Origin of the sequence: Thermanaeromonas sp., from assembly GCF_021890735.1 — a bacterium.
Lineage (GTDB): Bacteria > Bacillota > DSM-521 > Neomoorellales > Neomoorellaceae > Thermanaeromonas.
On sequence record NZ_JAKKUR010000030.1, the window covers coordinates 1 to 17,678 of the forward strand.

Sequence of the window (17,678 nt, forward strand, 5' to 3'; positions counted from 1 at the left end):
TTTAGGTGGTGGGCATTCCATAGGGGTGCCGATTGCACCCAAGTAGCGACTAACATTCTTATACTGCCCGATACTGGCTCCAAGCTTATTTTATCATAGCATAGCTAGTTGCACACTGAGCGAGCCATCGAAGCGCGGTCTTACCTGCGCTTTTTTATTTTTTAGGGCGTGCCAGGGAAGGAGGTAGGTGGTGTAACATGGGTTTTATAAAAAAGCTGGTGAACTTTTTACGCGACCAGCGAGGTTCGGCTTTTATTGAGAACGGGTTGTGGATTATAGTCGTGGTACTGCTCGTAGCCGGTGCAGGCTATGCCCTGGCCAGCCAGGGCGTAAAGCCTAAATTAGAAGCTATCCAGAATGCTATTTCCTCGGTAGTAGTTCCCAATATAGGGCAGTAAAGGCGTGAGGCTGATGAAAAAACTCTTGCGTGACCAGCGCGGCTCCACTTTCATTGAGAATGCTTTGTGGATCATACTTTTCGTGCTGGCCATCTCGCCTTTTCTCGTCACCCTGGCTACGGCCATAGGTACCAAATTCACTGAGATGGCATCCCGGATAAATTCTATCGGCACGCCCTGATTCTAGGAGGCCGCCGGGAGATACCTTGGCGGCCTTATCTTTTGAGGTGGTGCTAGTGGTTTTGCGGTTTCTTAGAGATCAGCGCGGGAACAGCCTTATAGAAGCCCTCCTGGTGCTGCCACTTTTCTTAATGCTGTTTTTCCTCCTTATCGAGATGGGCTTTGTGATGTACGACTGGGCGGTGGTGAACTATGCTACAGCCTCGGCGGCAGCGAGGGCTTCCTCTGAGGGGAGGTTTTCGGAAAGTATCAGGCAGGAGACGGCAGCTTATCTTAAGCAGTGGACGGTAAACGGCAAAGATCTGGGTGTGGATTTCCTGGCCGGGGCCCCTTATTATTCCAGTGATACCATGGTGATCTGGGGGACACCGGCCGGTATGAACGTGCAGCGGGGCCAGGAAATAGTCGTAGGCGTGGTATATCCTGTGAGGTTTAAGACTTTCCTGGTGGGGACCCTGGGGCAATGGCTTATCCGGGAGGAGCAGCTTACCCTTAAGACCAAGGCGGTGGCCACAAGCGAGGCGTTTTTTGAATAAGTGAATTCTCTTTCTTGCACTTAGCAGTTTCCTGATTTTAATATGACGGCAAATTTACTGTAATCTTTGAGGGGGTACTTTGGCATATTAATGAGTTATAATATAAACGGCAAGCAGCATTTTGCCGGAACGGAGAAGGCTGTTATGGTAACTAGCGACAGGGAAATCAGGCGAGAGATTTGTAATAGTCTTATAGAAAAATATGGTAAAGAGCCAGGCACGTTGATCGTACACGAGCTGAAGATTTGCCAAGGTGAAGCTCGAATTGATATTGCTTTAGTTAATGGTGCTTTGCATGGCTATGAGATAAAGAGCGACCGAGACACCCTGGAGAGACTACCAGGACAAATTAAAATATATAACCGGGTATTTGATACTATTACTATCGTTACTGGTGCCAGTCATTTAGAGGAAGTTGCTACCTTAATACCTCCTTGGTGGGGAATTAAGGTAGCAACCCGGATGGATTCAGGTGAGATTGCTATAACAGATATGCGTCAACCTGAAAGCAATACCAATGTTGATGCCTTTTCTTTGGCCCAGTTTCTCTGGCGAGATGAGCTCCTGGATTTGCTTATGCGCCACAATGTGGGTAAAGAAATAAAGAAACTAACACGTTCTAAGCTTTGGGCCTATGTGGCAGAAAATATTTCTCTGGAAGAACTCAAAGCCCATGTTAGAGATTGCCTTAAGAAGAGACAAGCATGGAGACCTGATGTGTTACGTACGTGAGGTGATGGTTGGTATTAATGGGTACCCAGCTTCTCATATTTCCATGGTTACAATTGCTGGAGCCAGTACATACCCGGTTAGCACATTCATAAATCTTCATATCGCCCCAACTAAAATCTTTACCACAGAAGATGTCGGTCATTTTAACTAGTGTTTGTGATAAGCCGTGAAATTGTGTATAGTCATAGGGGTTTCTGGGATCTCGAACACCTCGGACAATATGCCAGGAATCTCCATAAGTGTATCTAATAGTTGGTATTATAGTAATGCCGTGTTCGTATTCCTCATCCTCGGGGTCGTCGGGCCCATAATCCCCGAAGATAGCATATGAATGTTTGTCATAAACCTCTTTCCATAGTATCCATTCTTTTCTTGGCAGTATTGACACTTTGTTTTGGGGGACATTTAAGCTTTCGGGGAAAGATGCCCCCGCCACTATTACATTTCTAAATTCAGAGGCCCTTACTTGTGTAAGCACGAAGCATATAAAGGCAGCCAGCGATTTAATGACCTCTTGAGGTAATCGTACTATTCCACCTAAATCCACAATTAAATCGATAGACTGTTTATCTATCCCTGCCTCTTTACAGAACCCCTCCTCAAAAGCATGTGTGTTCTCGAGGTCCTGAATCCCTACCCTTAAAGCAATTCCATTGGTAAATAAGTGGGCGTTTTCACGGATTAATTGAAAATACTCTGGTGGTTTGCTTGCTGATATAACAGGTATTATAGCTAGCCTTGAGCTTTCAGGTTCGGCTAATACTGCTTCTACAAAATCATTCAAGTCGTCTGGAAATGTTGGATGAAAATCAAGGTAAAACTGCCGTCCTTCGCCCCAGTTTTTTATAACCTCACTGGCGAAACTATCTGGTTTGGTATCCTTCATAACATTTATTACAGGACATATATTATTTTTAACCTCTTCTGACAACCAACGCAACGCCACCCGTTCTCCTTCTTTCCACTTAAGAATGGGAACATAAAGTTTTGGCATAGAATGTATCCCCCCTGCTTGTATTATTTTGCCAAAATGTCTATACACTAAAGCCACCATTCTTCGGGGCTTTAGGCCACTTTAGGAAATATACGCTTAACGAGCTTAATGTTTTCGTTATGGACGGGATACACCGGAACCCAAGAGCATTGCTAACTCAAGAATAGTATAACTCCAGAGAAACGCGAAAGGAGTCGAAGGATGTTGTTCGCTTTACAGGAACGAGGTAAGAATAGACTTTACCAGGCGATAAAAGATAGTAGGGGTTCGGCGGGCATATTTACACTCTTCTTTACTCTGGTAGCCCTGGCACTTACAGCTTTAGTTTTGGATATAGGCTACCTTTTCGCCGTGAAGATCAATGCCAGGCACGCCCTGAATCTTGCCCTTAAGGCCGCAGCTGCCCAGGTGGATATGGCCGCCCTTTCCGATGCCGAAAACCCCAGGGTGGTTATTTTGTCCCAGGAAGCGGGAGAGGCGTTTTACTCTTGCTTGAGGGAAAATTTGCGGCTGGATGCCCGGAATAATCCCCAGCCTGGTTCCATTGTCGACGGTCCGGTGAGGGTAGAGTATTTCCGTGTGGTCAACGAGGTGCCTTTTAGTTACCAGTACGGCGATTTCAGGGAGACAATTGTGAGGCCTTCGGTTACGGCCGTCATCAGTTTCCCGGTAAAAATAGGGCCCTGGATAAGGGTGGTGCGGCCGGATTATGGGGAGGTGGTGAGCATATATGTCCATTCTACGGTAGCGCCGAGGATAATTCCCAAAAGCTGATCAACAGCCTCAGAGATTGATTGTATGGAAAACGCTGGCTAAAATGGTAGGAAGGATGATAAACAAATCGTTCATCCGCGGTAGTTTTAAGTAGAAGGAGGGTATTACTATGCAGCGCAAGCTATCTATTCCAGCCTTTTGGTTTGCCGTCTTTTTTCTTATTTTTGCCGGGGCAACTACAGCCCAGGCCGCCGAGACCAAATGCGCCGCCTTCATGGTGGGCAAGGCAGAGTACATCATCGACAACGTAATGCCCGTGAAAACCGATGCGGCACCGTTTATCGAGCAGGGCCGGGCGTTTATACCCGTGCGCTACCTGGCCAGGGCCCTGGGCGTGCCGGACGATAAAGTATCCTGGAGCCCTTCAGCCAATACCGTCACCCTGATCACCGATAAAGCAACTATCACCCTGGCTGTTGGCGGTACGGTCATGTACGTGGGCGAGCAACCCCGGGAAATGGATGTTATCCCGGTACTAAGAGACGGCCGGGTCTACCTGCCCGCCCGCTACGTAGCGGAGGCCCTGGGTTATGAAGTGGGCTGGGATGACGGGAACCAGGTAATTTATCTCTGGCCAAAAGGTGACCCCAGGCCCGACGTGGGCAAGGCGGTGGAACTGTTTAAGGATTGGGTGTGGATTGATAGGGGATATAAGATACCGGACCCAGATGGGAGACTGGCTTATAGGGATTCTGTGATGCCGAAGTATTTGTTTAAGACACATGCGGGAGTTAATATAGTGCCCCGCTTTACCGATACGATTGAAATGGAGATCGGTGTAGCTCCCTTAAACGACGGGGGCACCGAAGAAGGGTACAAGCAGGTGGAGATAATCCTGGCCAGTAAGTTTGGGAAAGATTTTGCTAGACAGGTGGCAGAGTATTATAAGGGAAAGACAACCATCCCTTATCGTCTTGAAGGTAAGGATTTTTATACTTCTAATAACATACGCGTTCATGTGATGAGTGCTACGTATGATTGGATAAATATTATTATTTCGCATAGATAGTAAGCTTTTATTGACCCCGGGTATACCGGGGTTTTTCTTTTTTGTGGTGCTGTTTGATTAGTTAGTGGTCTATATCCAACCCTTGTCTTGAAAGGAGGGCTGTTATGAAAATAAAATATTTCTCGTGTAGCTGGATACTTCTTTTGCTATTTACAGTTATCATTGTATCCCTTGCCAGGCCACATCCGGCTCTGGCCCTAGTGCCCGATGATAGGAGCGACCTCAAAATCAATAAGGAGACTTATGTTCAGTTCTTTGACCCGGGACTATACTTAGCTCAGTTCCTGGGGTTTGATCCAGAGTTCAAGTATTTTTGGTACAAGGGTTTAGCTAACATTAAGGACCCCTCTGGCAAACCCCTAGGCGAAGGCATGTACTTCGAGTACCTCCTCGGCCAGCCCCAGGGAGATTATATATTGCCCACCCAGCGGGGGGCGGTCATGGTCAAGACTGATCTCCTTGGGTCCTGGGCCAACGAGCTGGGCGGTAACCCTGATTTCGTCCAAGATTCGGCCAACTGGCAGCTTTTTAAGGCCAGGATTGAAGGATGGGGCGCCAACCAGGGCTGGAGCACTACCAGGGTGCACATCCGGGGTGTGGCCGATAATGTGCGGTACGGATGATGTTTCCTGGGATGAAACTAGTAAGACGGTGACCATACGCCCTACACCTAAGCCCTTTGCCTTTATAGGCGCCCCTACCCAGGCTACCCAGGGCCAGACGGTGACGATTAATATAAGCGGTACTTCTTTCGTCTCCTCCAGGGTTCCTGAGTGGAAGAATAAGATTTACTACAACCTCTATGCCGACGGCCAGTGGATAGCCGGCGGGGAAGAAAACAAGCAGCAGTTTGTGAGAAGTGTACAGTACACGGTAAGTAAAAACCCTGGCGAGAAGGTAAAGCTGGAACTCAGGGTGAGCGATGGGGTATTGCGGCGTACGGTGGTGGAGAAATATATTGAGGTGCCAGCTTCGGGCATGGGGCCGCTACCTCCGGGACCGCCTACACCCCCGCCTCCACCGCCTGTAGAACCCCCACCACCTCCGCCTCCACCGCCACCGCCACCTGATATGGAGCCGGTAGCCGATTTTACGGTATCCAACCCCAACCCCCAGGAGAACGAGAGCGTGACCCTGCGTGATGCTTCAGAACACCCGGGTGAGGATAATGGTGAGAGGATCGTCTCCTGGGTTTGGGATATCCAGGGGATAGGGCAGAAAACCGGCAGGACGGTAGGTGTGAGCTGGCCGGTGGCCGGGACCTATAAGATTACCCTTACGGTAACGGACCAGGATGGGGACAACGACAGCAAGACCAAATCGGTGGTGGTAGCTGCGGCTCCACCGGTGGCCAACATTTCAGTTAATCCGAAGCGCATCCTGGCAGGCCGGGAGGTTATTATCAGCGGTGACGGCAGCATTGCTGGTGGTGGGAGGACGGTACTGCTGGACCAGAATGAGTGGCAGATCTACCGGCCCGATGGTACCTTGAAGTGGTCCGGGGTGCAGCGGTACCCGAAGAACGACCCGCCGCCCAACCAGATGTTCAACTCGCCGGGCACGTGGAAGGTGAGGCTTCGGGTGACGGACTCCGGTGGCAACAAGTCGGAATGGGCCGAGGAGACGGTAGAGGTGCTGCCGGATCAACCCCCGGTGGCAGACTTCTGGATATCGACCGGTGCGGTACGAAATACAGTAGATAATTTCAGCCTCACTGTCTATGACCAGTCGCAGCTACCTATGCCGGACGCTTTTGAAGACCGCATCTCCAGAAGAACTTGGGTTCTTATTTACGATAAGAACAACAACGGAGTCTTTGGGGATAGCGCAGATGAAGTTATTACAGCTGCCGATACCAATAAAAGTGCTCGCATCCTTCAGAACTCTAACAACGATCCCCATCCTAAGCTGGTCTTTTACCAGACAGGGCGCTATAAGCTAACCCTTACGGTCCAGGAAGAGTGGTACGGCTGGGGGAAGTGGAACCCCGGCCTACAGGCCAATACGAACTCTAAACCTAGTAACGAATGCGTAATAAATGTTCAAAACCTGCCGCCTTACGTGGGTATCGGCACCAACCGCCCTGAACCCAAAGCGGACATCCTCTTCGTACTGGGGCAGATTGATAACAAAAGGCACTACCTCAACGCTTTCAATGCCAATCTACCCGGCTTTTTGGGGAAGCTGGCCGAATACGGCATCGACGCTAAAGCCTACCAGAACGACGCCATGAGCACGGGTGGCGTCACCCGGGTAGATCAGGCCGATTATTATATCTACCTTATTGGCGACCCGGCATCTCCCCTTTATAAGGTGTACGTCCAGCGCAACGGCGGCGGCTTTCACGTGGAGCGGCGAGACCAGAGCGGGAACTACGTTACGGCCTTGAGGACGGTCTCTTATGGGGGCAACGATATTGACCTCCATGCCAGCGGTCATGGTTACAGCTACGGCGTCACTGTGGATAACAACGGCCAGATAGTAACGAATTTCTCCTGTAGCCATGATAATTCTTACCGGACTATCTGGGTGGACGCCAACGGGGTAATTCACATTAGATATTACGTTGCCTGGACGAATTCCAGTTATACTTCTTCTCAAGTATGGGACTTTTATGACGGAAAAGTGGAACTGGTCAAGACCAACACCGATGGGAGGGCTCCTTACCGTACCTTAACCCAAGTTGATGCGGACACTGTGCAAATTTACGGCAGCCATTCCGGCACTTGGGAGCTAACCTATACTCTCAACTATCCTCCAACGCTGGGCAAGTTGCAGGAGATTGCCCTGGGAACACCCTGGCGTACAGGTGTCACCCGTTTCTTGGTCCTCATAAACAATGCTGCATTCCAGGACTATGCCCAGAGGGCGCAGTTTGTGAGCTATATGAAGAGCAATAATGCCGGGCTGATAGCTGAAGCCGGGAGTGGGAATTACGACCAGTGCACCCAGATTGTCAACGAAATTGGAAGAGATATTGTATTTACCATCAGCGATGCGGCTTCTGACCTCAACGAGATAGCCAACTACATTATTGATTACATTGGGCAGAAAGACATGCTGGCCAACGTGGTCCTGGTTAATCAGCGCTTTGTTACCACGTCTTTTGAGAATGACCGGGAAGCAGATGCCATAGTAAGCCGGGCCTGGTACTACGAGCACGATCCCAACCACATTATGGGTTACCACCTCAGCAACTCCTGGGGTCTCAACACCGATGTGCACCAGAAGACGTTCACTCAGGCGGTTACTTCCTTTTCCAAGCCCGGCACCTACACGGTAAAATACCGGGTTCAGGACCAGCCGCCGAACTCGCCTTACTGGAACGACCCCGATGCCGGACGCAAGTGGTCCCAGTGGGCGGAGATGAAAGTGCATGTTCACAGGAGGCCTGTGGCGGGATTTACTGTTACGCCGCCTAACCCTTTACCCGGCCAGCAGGTAGTGTACCAGGATCTTTCCTACGACCCCGATCTGCAGTTTACAGACCCTGAGGGCAAAAAGGGTATCCGGTCCTGGCAGTGGCAGTACCGGTCAGACGGCGGGGAGTGGATAACTTCTTCGGAGCCCCCTGCCTATTTCACTCAGCCTGGCAGCGTGGAGGTGCGGCTCAGGGTCCAGGAGTTCCTGGGTGCCTGGAGCGACTGGGCTTATGGGACTGTAACCGTGCAGAACCGGAAGCCCCATGGCCTACTTCCAGGCCTGGCCCAACCCGGCGGGCAGGACGGAAGAGGTAAAGCTGCTGGACGCCAGCTATGACCCGGACGGGGACGCCATCACAGCCTGGGAGTGGACGATACAGGGTATAGGGACGCGTACCTCCCAGAATGTGACGGGGATTTCCTGGGCTAACCCCGGTGCTTACTCTGTCACCTTGCGGGTGATGGACCAGCATGGGCTGTGGTCCGAACCGTATACGGGCTACGTGACCGTGGAGGACCGCTGGCCCAACCGGCCGCCGGTGGCTGCCATAAGCTTTAATCCCAATCCCGGGTACACGGGTGAGACTCTTACCGCCCTGGGAACCGGCTCTTACGACCCCGACCCGGGAGACTATATCAAGGCCTGCCTCTGGCGGTACAGGCCGCCCGGCGAGGACTGGATAGGTCCTATCGGCCAGTACCGGGGTGAGGCGGGCTTCTTGCGGCTAGGGGTGGTACCGGAGGATAACCAGGTGGGCACGTGGACCTTTGAGCTAACGGTAATCGACAGCCATGATGCCATGGCCACGCTGACGGCGACGGTAAAGGTAGAGCCAGGTTTTGCGGTCCGGGTGGAAGGTGTGATACCCCAGCCCGCGGAGCGCGGCCGGAACATGATTGTCCGGGCCAGCGCCTACAGGCCCAGTGACGGGCAACCGGTGGCCATCGACGCCATGAAGGTGATCATACCCACCGGCAATTTACCTTCCGGCTGGCAGCCCTTTGAAGCATGGATGACCTATAACCCTTCCCGCGGCATGTGGGAATACACGTACCTCATCCCCAACCGGGTGCAGGAGGGCCGCTGGCCGGACGACGGCTGGTATACGGTTAAGGTTATCGGCTACCGGAATGGGGTCGCAAAGGAGGCGTATTACAATTTCGAGGTGCGGGGGCACATCTTGAAGAGGCTGATAATACAGACGGAAAGCTGGTAAGTTTTACCCCGGGTTAGGATCTCCTAACCCGGGCTTTTATGGTTCGCTCGGCATGGGTAGAAACTTTAGCTTAGCCCCGTACCCTATCATGATTTTACGGGAAAAATTATCCAGTATATGACTAAACCTTATATGTATGAGCGTGCTTTTTGCCTTAATAAGTTAAATAAGCCTGTCTAAAAATCAAGGTCATGGCAATTATGACTATGATTTTCTCCTACACCAAAATTTAGATCTGCTCTGTTGGAAATTCTTAGTGGGTCTAGTTCCAGGGATACCAAGACTTATCCATTATGGTCTATATTATTTTGCTGGGCAGCGGTTACCTCCTTGCGTATTGATTCTTTTTATGGTATTTCAAAATAGTTCTGGGAATGATATTATCTTTATGATACTATAATTTGGGAGGAATAGTTATGCAACTCCGCAAAGCATTGGAATTAAGGAAGGCTTGGGGAGATAAACCTTGTGACCATCCTCACTTGGAAGAAGAATATGATTTAGGTGCGCAAACTGGCGATTGGGTATGCACAACCTGTGGCCGTTCTGGGTGGGGGCCAGATTGGCCAAAAAGAGAAAAAGAAAAAAATAATTGTACGACAAATGATTAATACTTTAGCCGCTCCCTACGAGCGGCTTTCTTTTATAGTAGTAAAAGATGGGATGGCCTACCAGATAATAACATTATAAGTTTTAAAATTATACTCTGCAAACAACAGACGAAACTGAATGATACTATTTTAAGGATTAGGCCAGATGGCTTTCTTTGCAGCTTCACTTAGAACATCAATTAGTATTTCTTTAAACGCTTGAGCGAATTGTGAACCTGCTCTTCCAACTATTTTTTTAAATCTAACAGAAGCTACTTCTATTTTAGGACCACCTTCTACAAGTTCGTCAATACTCTTCTTAAGAATCTCCTTTTCTTCTTCGCTTAGACTATCAATTTCATCAGCAAGTTCTTTCGCAGCCATTAATTTTTTTTCTATCCAAGGATAAGGTTTTCCGCAGTTATAACAAAAACTAGGAGCAGTATAATCCTGTAATACAATTGCTCCCTCAACATGATAATATCCTCTGATTGGTGCATTACAGCTTTTACAATTAGTAATAGTTTCTGCGCCACATTGATCGCAAAATTTTTGGTTGTTCTCTGGGCTACTTTGAGCCATTGAATTAATAACATGGCCATTTAAACATATTTGAGCTGTATCATACCAATTATTCATATACATTACCCCCTTTTACCCACTATAATTCGATAAAAGGGGATAATTTCCTTTTTCTTTTTTCCGACATATACCGACAAAGGTAGAGGAAAAAAACAACATAATTTGTTGAAGGACCGCCTTAATGCAGGAATGAAATAGCCCGGGCCATATTCTCCTGGCTCGGGTTTTTTATTTATAGAAGGAGGTGCATGGCCATGGACCCGTTGGGGCTTTTTTATTTCCTGGGCTTTATAGTACCCATTAGCATAGCCGGTTTTTGTGACTGGCGCCGGAATATCGTCCCCAATGCGATTACTCTCCCTCTCATGCTAGCGGGCATGGTTTATCAGACGATTTATGGCGGGCTGAAAGGTTTGCAAGAAGCCTTCCTCGGGGGTTTTGCCTTTTTCTTCTTTGGGTGCCTCCTTTACCAGCTAGGTGGAATAGGAGGCGGGGATGTTAAGCTGATGATTGCCATAGGCTGCTGGCTGGGCGTTGGGAAAGCAGCGGTGATAGTCTTGGCCGCGGCAATAATGGGGATAGTATGGGGGTTGTGCAAGTATGCCCGGATGGGAATCCTCCGGGAGCGCTTGCAGGCGTTCCTGGGCGCCTTGTATTTAAGGCTGGTGTACGGTACGAAGCCCGGCTGGAGCTGGCCCAGGCTCCCTGGAGACGTTAATGCTCCCGCACCCCGGGAGGCTGTACCTTTTGGCACCTGCCTGGCCGTGGCCGCCACACTGCTGATTATATTTGTGGAGGTAGGTAATCATGCTCAAATTTTCTTTTAAAAAGATACCAGGAGGATGCTTACTACTGATTGCCCTCTTGACGGGCATTCTTGCCGCCGCCGGGGTTTATACCGCTTTTGCTAGTGTGTACCAGCCAGCCCAGGTGGTAGTGGCCGCAAGGAACGTGGAGCCGCTAAAAAAGATAGGGCCCGGGGATGTTAAGGTGATTACCATTTCCAAGAGGGATCTTCATCCCCGGGCTTTGACACAGCTAGGCCAGGCTATAGGGGCTTATACCAAGATGCCTTTGGTTGAAGGTGAGGTGCTTTTCCCGGAGAAGCTGGTACGTGATCCCAGCCAGGCCGTTGAGGCCTACGGCACCATGAAGCCGGACGAGACCCTTATAACGCTTAAATCCAGCCAGGTAAACTGGCCGGACATATTGCGCGATGGTGATTTCGTTTCCGCCCTGGCCGTGTATCCAGACAAGGTAGAGGAAGTAGCTACTCATGCAAGGGTAGTCCACAATAGCAAGCCCTTGCCCATCCTGGGCGAGCTCCAGAGCGCCCGGGAGGCGGAGGCCAGGCCCACTTCAGAGATCACCCTTCTCTTAAATAGAGAGGAAGCCAAGAAAATCCTTATGGCTACCGTCTCTGCTAAACTAGTGTATCTCTTGCCTCAAAGCCCGGAGAAGGTTGCTGCCCGGTGAAGGCGGGTGGGTGCCTGCCGGGAGTAGGGTATTTATCTGCGAAAGGACGGTGAGAGAGTTGAATATCCAGAAACAGGAGTGGGATAAGGTCTTGGAGGTGACCAGGAGAGTCCTGGTGGAAAAGTACGGGGAATCCCTGCTTTCGGCCAACGGCAATATGGTGGAGCTGGTGAGGGAAGAGGCCAGGAAGGTGCTGGGCCGGGAGGATAAGGAAGTCGAGGATTATGTGGTGAGCTGGATCGCAGGCCTTGGCCCTGTGGACCAGCTCCTAAAGGATCCGCTGGTGAGCGAGATAATGATCAATGGCCCGCATGATATCTTCATAGAAAGAGAGGGCCGCATTGAGAGGACGGCTTTAAGTTACCGGGATAACGAGGAAGTGATGAACCTCCTGTACCGCCTGGTACAGAGGTGCGGGCGTAGGATTAACTTCTCCTCGCCATTAGTGGATGCCAGGCTCCCCGACGGTTCCCGGGTGAACGCCGTGGTACCGCCTGCGGCTCCTTACCCGTGCGTTACCATCCGGCGTTTTGTAAAGCGCTCCTTCTCCACCGCAGAACTCCTGGATATGGGGTTTTTATCTCCGGAGATGGTTACTTTTTTGCAGGCTGCTGTAGAAGGGAAGGCCAATATCGTGGTGGCCGGGGCCACCGGGTCAGGCAAGACTACCCTGATCCGGTGGCTCTGTGGCTTTATCCCGCACGGGGAAAGGGTTGTTACTATCGAGGATACCCTGGAGCTGGGGCTGGAGCGGGAACACGTGGTGCCTTTAGAGGCTTCGGATAAGGCGGGGATTTATGAGTTAATGATTAACGCCTTGAGGATGCGGCCCGATAGGATTATCTTGGGCGAGATCAGGGGCAAGGAAGCCTTTGAGCTTTTGCAGGCTATGGGTACCGGCCATGATGGTTCCATAACTTCTGTGCACACCAACTACAACAAGCGGGCGGCTATACAGCGCATAGTGCGGGCGGCCTTGAGGGCTGGTGGGGTGACGGCCTCAGAACTGGAGGAGATGATTATGGAGGTCATCGACCTCCTTATTTTGGTGGAGCGCTTGCGGGACGGCTCCCGCAAAGTGGTGAGCATAAGCCAGGTGATTCCAGGGGAGGGCAAGCCAGCCTTCAGGGATATTTACCGCTATCGCTACAGCCAGGGGATCCACGAGTGCGTGGGCGAGGTAACGGAGGAGCTGAAAGAGAAGCTCAAGAAGAACCTGGCCGGGTGCCTACCTCCTATCCGGCCCTTCGGGGGTGGGGGATGTGACTGATGTAAAGCTTATTTCTTTCCTGGTCTTCCTTTTTGTGGCCAGCACCTGCTTCTACTTGGGGCGGGGGAGGGTTGTGAGCCTGCTGGAAGCTTACAGGCGGCAGCAGCTTTTTTCTTCACTCCCGCGCCGGGGCTCGACCTGGTACCTCCTTGACCGGATGGGGCGCTCGAGACAGGGGTTTATTCTCTTCACAGCAGTCCTCTTTATAGCCGGGGTTATGGTCGGGCTCTTGCTTGACAACCTGGCCGCTAGCGTCCTTTTAGCGGTTTTTGCGGTCATTTTTAGCTTTAAAAAGTTAGAAGTGGATTACCGCCAGTACAAGGCCCGGATAGATGAGCAGGCGCAGGCGGCCCTCCAGATGATAGCTTCCCTGTACGACACCACCGGCGACCTGGTCCGGGCTATCGAGGGGGCGGCAGGCTGTACGGCCTCGCCTATGCGGGACGAGCTGGTGAAGACCCTGGTGGAATACAAGACGGGAGCTTCTCTGGCGGAGGCACTGCAGTCTTTTGCGGAGAGAGCTGACAACCGGGATATAGACATATTCGTGAAAGCCGTCGTCTTATCCGAAAAGTACGGGACGGATACGGCCGAGGTGGTGGCGGAGATCGCCCGGGTGATCCGGGACCGGATAATATTGCGCGAGGAATTGAGAAGCGAGGTGCGCGGGCAAAAGCTTACGGTTAATCTTTTCTTGCTCTTCCTGCCTTTGACCGCCGCCTTGCTCCTTTATTTCTCCAGCGAGGCCCGGCACATTATCACCGGCACTTTCTTCGGCAAGGCAGTAATATGCTTTATTATCCTGGTGGAGTTCGGGGCCTGGTACTTCAGCCGCTATGCGGGGGTGGTGGAGGAGTTATGATTTCCACGGTGTTACCGGTATGCATCTTGGTAGCGGCCGCGGTTTTCCTGTTAATTGTAGCCTGGAAAGCACCTCCTGACCTGGTCAGGCGCGCAGGCAGGAGGTTTTCTTCTGCCGCCACCAGGGAGAGGTACAGGCTTTATCTATGGCGCTTGGGCCGGGAACAGGAGGTGGACCCGGAGGTTATCTTGGGTTTCCGGGCCATAGCCAGTGCCGCTGCGGTCCTGGCAGGCGTTATGGCCTGGCCCGCAAGCCTACCCCTGGCCGTATTGTTCCTGGGTGCTGGGGCCTTGCTCTATATATTCCCGGAAAAGTACCTGGAGAGAAAAGAGAAGCAGCGGCTTCAAAGTTTGCGCCGGGAATTTCCCCTGATGGTGACTCTTCTTAAAGTGTTTGCCCGGGCGAGCGATCTTTACCAGGCCATGCGGGTGGTGAGGGGGGCTGTAAGGGGTGAACTTAAGAGGCAGCTCGATATCCTGGCTGCGGAGCTCGAGGTCTTCCCCTTGCCCGAAGCCCTGGACAACCTGGCCAAAAGGGCCGGGTACGGCCCGCTGGCAAGTCTAATAGGCGTGGTCATGATGGCCATCCAGACGGGAGCCAACGTGGAGGAGGTGCTGGACACCTTCGCCCGGCACGCCTATGAAGAGAGGGTAAACGAGATAAGGCGGAAGATCAAGGTACAGCCTATTTTGATGGCCGTGATACCGGCGGTCATGTCTTTATCCCTTTTACTGCTTTTTGTTTTCCCTATGTACGCCAGCATAATCGATAGACTCCGGGTTTATTAATTCGGGAGGGAGAAAAATATGCTCGTTGCCATTGACCAGGGTTACGGCTATACCAAAGCCGTAGCAGGGGAAAAGAAGGCCGTTTTCCCCTCGGTGGTCTCGCCTGCCAGTGAAACTGATCTGGGGTTAGGCCGGGTTTCCTGGGGACACTGCGTTACGGTAAGGCCCCAGGGTTCTATGGTTAAGCGCCAGTATTTTGTTGGCGAGCTGGCGGTGAGGTGCGGGCTTGCCGCCCAGCTGACCCTGGCGCGGGACAAGCTTTCAAGGGACATTTCTGTCCTTCTCATGCTGACTGCGGCCTACCTGGCAGGTGCCGAGGGCCAGGTGACCCTGGCTTATGGGTTGCCGATTGCCTACTTCCGCCACCAGCGGGATGAAGCCCGGCGGTCCCTCCAGGGAACGGCTGCTTATGTGAGCGTTGACAATGGGCCGGAAAAGTATATTAACTTCAGCCATGTTACGGTATTCCCGCAGGGGGTTGGCGCTCTGTTCAGTGTGGAAAGGCTACCGCAGGAAGGGCTGGTGGGGTTGCTCGACATAGGCTTTTATACCACGGACTACCTGCTGGTAGATGTAAGGAAAGATAGGGTAGAGCCCCTGCCAAACTACTTCGGCTCTATGGAGATAGGGGTAAGCTCGGCCATGAAGGCCTTTAGCGAGCGCTTCCTGCGGTTAATCGGGAGGCCTTTGAGCCTGGTGGAGACCCAGGAGCTCTGGGGTAAGTCCCGCCTGACCTTTGAGGGAGAAAAACTAGATCTGGAACCACTCCAGGAGGAGAGCCGCGTTGTGGTGGCGCAGGCGATAGTTGAGGGCATAACTGCTGCCTGGGCCCAGAAACTTAGCTATGTTGATGTAATCTATCTAGCCGGTGGTGGCGGCCTGGAATTTTTGCCTGTGCTTAGGCAGTCCCTGCGCAGGGATATTGTCCTGGTACCCGAACCGCAATACGCTAATGCCCTGGGCTTTTACCGCATGGCCTTAAAGCAGCTGGGCGCCGGGAGTAAAACCGCCGGGTCTATGTAGAAGTGCGGGTGAACACACCCGGGACGCTTTGAGCATCAAGGGTGGAGCAATATTTTTAAAGGCCGGGTGAACACACCCTTCCCGGGCCACTGGCGGGTGTGTTCACCTGGTTTGTTTTTGGGTCCCTTATGCTTTGAGAAACAAAGGCTTCAGGGTGAACACACCCCTTTAAAATGGAGTGATACTGGGTGGCCAGCCATAAACGGAAGGGGAATCCGCAATTACAGGTGCGCTTGCCGCGCGAGCACTGGATCTGGGAGATAGACCCTAAAATGAGGTCCCTGGACGTGCAGAAGGCCCTTGACTTTTACCGGAGGTACCATGACGCATGGGAAGAAGTGCGGGCGAACTTAGAAGAGATCAAGCAGCTCATCGCTTGCGGCGCAGCAGGAAGCATTAAGGAGAAAGATGAGACTGACAATAGGCTTTTTGAAACCCTGGATAAATTTTTGAACATTTAGAAGCAGGATGTTGCGCACCCGCAAAGCTATGAAAGGTGGTGGTGTGGAGGTGGGGGAGAAAAACCCTTTTGTACCGATACGTGTTAAGTGCAAGCTCCCGCCGTTAATTCCAGAGGGCGAGATAAGGATAATCTATTACCGGGGACAGCCCCCTGTTATTGCTTACCATGTTAGCCAGGCCCAGATCGAAGCACTTTTAGAATGGTACGAGGCAAGGCGAAAAGCTTACAGCCCGTGGACCAGGAAACGCCGGGAAAGGGGTTTTGATGCGCTTGAAGAGGAAGGATATAGAGGCGATTATAAGAAACCCTACGAGGATACAAGTCTATTACCAGCCGATAATAGATCTTCTGTCCGGGCGGCTGTGGGGGTATGAGGCCCTGGTCAGGGGGAAAGGCGTGCTCTCCAACCCGGGCAGGCTTTTCCGTGCTGCATATGCAGTAGGGTTACTAGGGGAACTGGATGCAAGTTGCTTTAAGTTAATCCTGGCCAAAGGGCTGCCGCCGGACGGCAAGCTTTGCCTCAATGTTACGGGTGAGGGACTGGCGGGAGTGGATGTATCTTTTGCTGGCCCGCGCCTGGTCCTGGAGTTAACGGAGTATGGCACCTACGACCTTAGACAGTTGCTGCCCATACTGGAGAAATGGCGCGAGAAGGGAACGGCATTGGCTATCGATGATGTGGGGGGCGAGGTTACCCAGATCCGGGCCTCCCTGTACTTCCAGCCTGATCTAATCAAGATTAATCGCTCCCTGGTCAGCTACTGTGATATACAGGGGAGCAAAAGACTTTTTCTCGAGCAAATTCTCGAGATATGCCGCTATGTGGGCGCGGAAACCGTGGCCGAAGGGATTGAACGGGTGGAGGAACTAGAAGTGCTGCGGGGTTTGGGGATAAAGTACGGGCAGGGCTATCTTCTTGGGAAACCGCAGCCTTGCTGGGTATCGTACCGGACTGTGGTGCGCTGAAAAGGTGCTTGGTGAACAAGCCAGCCCGCCGCCACGCTTTGGCCTTTACAGGCAGGCGTTGCGGCGGCCTTTTAATGCAGCGGTAAGCAGCAGGAAGGCTTCCGCCCTCCTGCTGCTTTTATAATCATAATTACTTTAAGCCTCCTGGCCTTCCGGCTGCCTCTCTATTTTACTGCCGCCCTGGGCCTTGGTCGGCAAGGGCAAGGGCCTGCGGCATATGCTCCCGGGCTAACGCCCGGTCCGCTATTCCTCGGCCCGGCCCTTTCGGGCCGCCCTTGCCGCCTGGCCGGGCGGCTGTGTTTTCCTCTCAAGGCCGGAAGGCCAAAGGCCGAAGGCCGAAATAAAGAAGGAGGCGGTCGTGATGCTTAAGGGGAACATCCAAAAGGGTTACAGGAT

21 protein-coding genes are annotated in these 17,678 nt (G+C 52.0%); 19 read left to right on the forward strand and 2 right to left on the reverse strand.

The window, feature by feature from the left end; all coding sequences use genetic code 11:
• Window positions 1–197 precede the first annotated feature (197 nt).
• The 4 genes from L5656_RS06660 (at window position 198) to L5656_RS06675 (ending at window position 1,846) form a co-directional block, all read left to right on the forward strand.
• The gene (locus L5656_RS06660) at window positions 198–398 is read left to right on the forward strand and encodes a hypothetical protein (protein ID WP_297200851.1); all 201 of its coding nucleotides are present in this window, start codon (window positions 198–200) and stop codon (window positions 396–398) included.
• A gap of 13 nt (window positions 399–411) precedes the next feature.
• Window positions 412–579 (forward strand): Flp family type IVb pilin, encoded by a 168-nt coding sequence (locus L5656_RS06665; protein ID WP_297200854.1) that lies wholly within the window; start codon window positions 412–414, stop codon window positions 577–579.
• A 61-nt stretch (window positions 580–640) separates the two neighbouring features.
• Entirely contained in the window at window positions 641–1,114 is a 474-nt protein-coding gene (locus tag L5656_RS06670) for a TadE/TadG family type IV pilus assembly protein (RefSeq protein WP_297200857.1), read from the forward strand.
• A gap of 90 nt (window positions 1,115–1,204) precedes the next feature.
• Window positions 1,205–1,846: a sce7726 family protein gene (locus tag L5656_RS06675; protein ID WP_297200860.1), complete on the forward strand. Its 642-nt coding sequence runs from the start codon at window positions 1,205–1,207 to the stop codon at window positions 1,844–1,846.
• Here the strand turns inward: L5656_RS06675 and L5656_RS06680 are convergent.
• Window positions 1,803–2,840 carry a beta family protein gene (locus tag L5656_RS06680; RefSeq protein ID WP_297200863.1) on the reverse strand — a complete coding sequence of 346 codons (1,038 nt, stop codon included), beginning with the start codon at window positions 2,838–2,840 and terminating at the stop codon, window positions 1,803–1,805. The two genes, L5656_RS06675 and L5656_RS06680, sit on opposite strands and share 44 nt — an antisense overlap.
• Window positions 2,841–3,041: 201 nt before the next feature.
• Here L5656_RS06680 and L5656_RS06685 point away from each other — a divergent pair, with 201 nt between their 5' ends.
• The 6 genes from L5656_RS06685 to L5656_RS06710 all read left to right on the forward strand — a co-directional run bounded on the left by L5656_RS06685 (window position 3,042) and on the right by L5656_RS06710 (window position 9,952).
• Window positions 3,042–3,614 (forward strand): hypothetical protein, encoded by a 573-nt coding sequence (locus L5656_RS06685; protein WP_297200866.1) that lies wholly within the window; start codon window positions 3,042–3,044, stop codon window positions 3,612–3,614.
• 109 nt (window positions 3,615–3,723) lie between these two features.
• A complete protein-coding gene (locus tag L5656_RS06690) occupies window positions 3,724–4,623 on the forward strand; it encodes a copper amine oxidase N-terminal domain-containing protein (protein ID WP_297200869.1) in 900 nt (299 codons plus the stop codon).
• A 104-nt stretch (window positions 4,624–4,727) separates the two neighbouring features.
• Window positions 4,728–5,246 carry a hypothetical protein gene (locus L5656_RS06695; RefSeq protein WP_297200872.1) on the forward strand — a complete coding sequence of 173 codons (519 nt, stop codon included), beginning with the start codon at window positions 4,728–4,730 and terminating at the stop codon, window positions 5,244–5,246.
• The gene (locus L5656_RS06700; protein WP_297200874.1) at window positions 5,218–8,382 is read left to right on the forward strand and encodes a PKD domain-containing protein; all 3,165 of its coding nucleotides are present in this window, start codon (window positions 5,218–5,220) and stop codon (window positions 8,380–8,382) included. The genes L5656_RS06695 and L5656_RS06700 overlap by 29 nt, the downstream gene beginning before the upstream one ends.
• On the forward strand, window positions 8,309–9,262 hold the full coding sequence (locus tag L5656_RS06705) for a PKD domain-containing protein (protein WP_297200876.1): 954 nt from the start codon (window positions 8,309–8,311) through the stop codon (window positions 9,260–9,262). The genes L5656_RS06700 and L5656_RS06705 overlap by 74 nt, the downstream gene beginning before the upstream one ends.
• Window positions 9,263–9,766: 504 nt before the next feature.
• On the forward strand, window positions 9,767–9,952 hold the full coding sequence (locus L5656_RS06710; RefSeq protein WP_297200878.1) for a hypothetical protein: 186 nt from the start codon (window positions 9,767–9,769) through the stop codon (window positions 9,950–9,952).
• 50 nt (window positions 9,953–10,002) lie between these two features.
• On the opposite strand, the gene L5656_RS06715 is transcribed toward L5656_RS06710, so the two are convergent.
• On the reverse strand, window positions 10,003–10,491 hold the full coding sequence (locus L5656_RS06715) for a DUF2321 domain-containing protein (RefSeq protein ID WP_297200881.1): 489 nt from the start codon (window positions 10,489–10,491) through the stop codon (window positions 10,003–10,005).
• A 197-nt stretch (window positions 10,492–10,688) separates the two neighbouring features.
• Here L5656_RS06715 and L5656_RS06720 point away from each other — a divergent pair, with 197 nt between their 5' ends.
• The 9 genes from L5656_RS06720 to L5656_RS06760 all read left to right on the forward strand — a co-directional run bounded on the left by L5656_RS06720 (window position 10,689) and on the right by L5656_RS06760 (window position 17,282).
• Window positions 10,689–11,261 (forward strand): prepilin peptidase, encoded by a 573-nt coding sequence (locus tag L5656_RS06720; protein WP_297200883.1) that lies wholly within the window; start codon window positions 10,689–10,691, stop codon window positions 11,259–11,261.
• Window positions 11,242–11,910: an SAF domain-containing protein gene (locus tag L5656_RS06725; protein WP_297200885.1), complete on the forward strand. Its 669-nt coding sequence runs from the start codon at window positions 11,242–11,244 to the stop codon at window positions 11,908–11,910. The genes L5656_RS06720 and L5656_RS06725 overlap by 20 nt, the downstream gene beginning before the upstream one ends.
• 10 nt (window positions 11,911–11,920) lie before the next feature.
• Window positions 11,921–13,180: a CpaF family protein gene (locus L5656_RS06730; RefSeq protein ID WP_297200888.1), complete on the forward strand. Its 1,260-nt coding sequence runs from the start codon at window positions 11,921–11,923 to the stop codon at window positions 13,178–13,180.
• The gene (locus tag L5656_RS06735) at window positions 13,173–14,042 is read left to right on the forward strand and encodes a type II secretion system F family protein (protein ID WP_297200890.1); all 870 of its coding nucleotides are present in this window, start codon (window positions 13,173–13,175) and stop codon (window positions 14,040–14,042) included. Before L5656_RS06730 ends, L5656_RS06735 begins: the two co-directional genes overlap by 8 nt.
• Complete coding sequence (locus L5656_RS06740) at window positions 14,039–14,830, forward strand: type II secretion system F family protein (protein WP_297200894.1); 792 nt, start codon at window positions 14,039–14,041, stop codon at window positions 14,828–14,830. Before L5656_RS06735 ends, L5656_RS06740 begins: the two co-directional genes overlap by 4 nt.
• 18 nt (window positions 14,831–14,848) lie before the next feature.
• Window positions 14,849–15,853: a ParM/StbA family protein gene (locus tag L5656_RS06745; RefSeq protein ID WP_297200897.1), complete on the forward strand. Its 1,005-nt coding sequence runs from the start codon at window positions 14,849–14,851 to the stop codon at window positions 15,851–15,853.
• Window positions 15,854–16,041: 188 nt separating this feature from the next.
• On the forward strand, window positions 16,042–16,314 hold the full coding sequence (locus tag L5656_RS06750) for a hypothetical protein (RefSeq protein ID WP_297200900.1): 273 nt from the start codon (window positions 16,042–16,044) through the stop codon (window positions 16,312–16,314).
• Between the two features lie 49 nt (window positions 16,315–16,363).
• Window positions 16,364–16,690 carry a hypothetical protein gene (locus L5656_RS06755; RefSeq protein ID WP_297200902.1) on the forward strand — a complete coding sequence of 109 codons (327 nt, stop codon included), beginning with the start codon at window positions 16,364–16,366 and terminating at the stop codon, window positions 16,688–16,690.
• Entirely contained in the window at window positions 16,581–17,282 is a 702-nt protein-coding gene (locus tag L5656_RS06760; protein WP_297200904.1) for an EAL domain-containing protein, read from the forward strand. Before L5656_RS06755 ends, L5656_RS06760 begins: the two co-directional genes overlap by 110 nt.
• Window positions 17,283–17,678 lie beyond the last annotated feature (396 nt).